The following is a 641-nucleotide window of genomic DNA, read 5'->3' on the forward strand; positions in this document are numbered from 1 at the left end:
AGGTTGATGTATGGCATTGGAAAGGCTGGCAATGATAACGCAGGAAGCGGCCGGTTGGGAGTTGCCGGACTGGCAGCGCCAGCAGGCCGATCTGATTACCGACCCGGCGGAGCTGTTTGCGCAGCTGGGACTGACTCCGCAGGACCTGCCCGCCAGCCTGGCGGCGGCAGGCGATTTTCCCTTGCGGGTGCCGCGTCGCTACGTGGACCTGATCGAGCGGGGCAACCCGAATGATCCGCTGTTGCGGCAAGTGCTCAGCGCGCCTGAGGAGCGCCAGCTCCAGCAGGGATACAGTGCTGACCCGCTGGAGGAAGCCGAGCACACGGCGGTGCCGGGCCTGTTGCATAAGTACCATGGGCGGGCACTGCTGGTAGTCACCGGGGCGTGCGCGGTGCATTGCCGTTACTGCTTTCGGCGGCACTTTCCTTACCAGACACATCTAAGCGGCAAGCGCTGGGAGCAGGCACTGGAATGGCTGGCGGCGCGGCCGGATATTAATGAGGTGATTCTCAGTGGCGGCGATCCGCTGACCCTGAACAATCGGCGCCTTGAGCAACTGCTGGAAGCCCTGGCAGGCATCCCCCACCTGCGCCGGTTACGCATCCATAGCCGGACTCCGGTGGTGATTCCCGAGCGGCTGG

Annotated in this window: 1 protein-coding gene; it reads left to right on the top strand. The window is 64.4% G+C overall.

Going from position 1 to position 641, the window contains the following annotated elements:
* Nucleotides 1–31: 31 nt before the first annotated feature.
* A partial coding sequence (locus A3730_RS06290; RefSeq protein WP_156500977.1) for a KamA family radical SAM protein occupies nucleotides 32–641 on the top strand: 610 nt, incomplete at its 3' end.

It is taken from the genome of Alcanivorax sp. HI0044 (assembly GCF_001634945.1).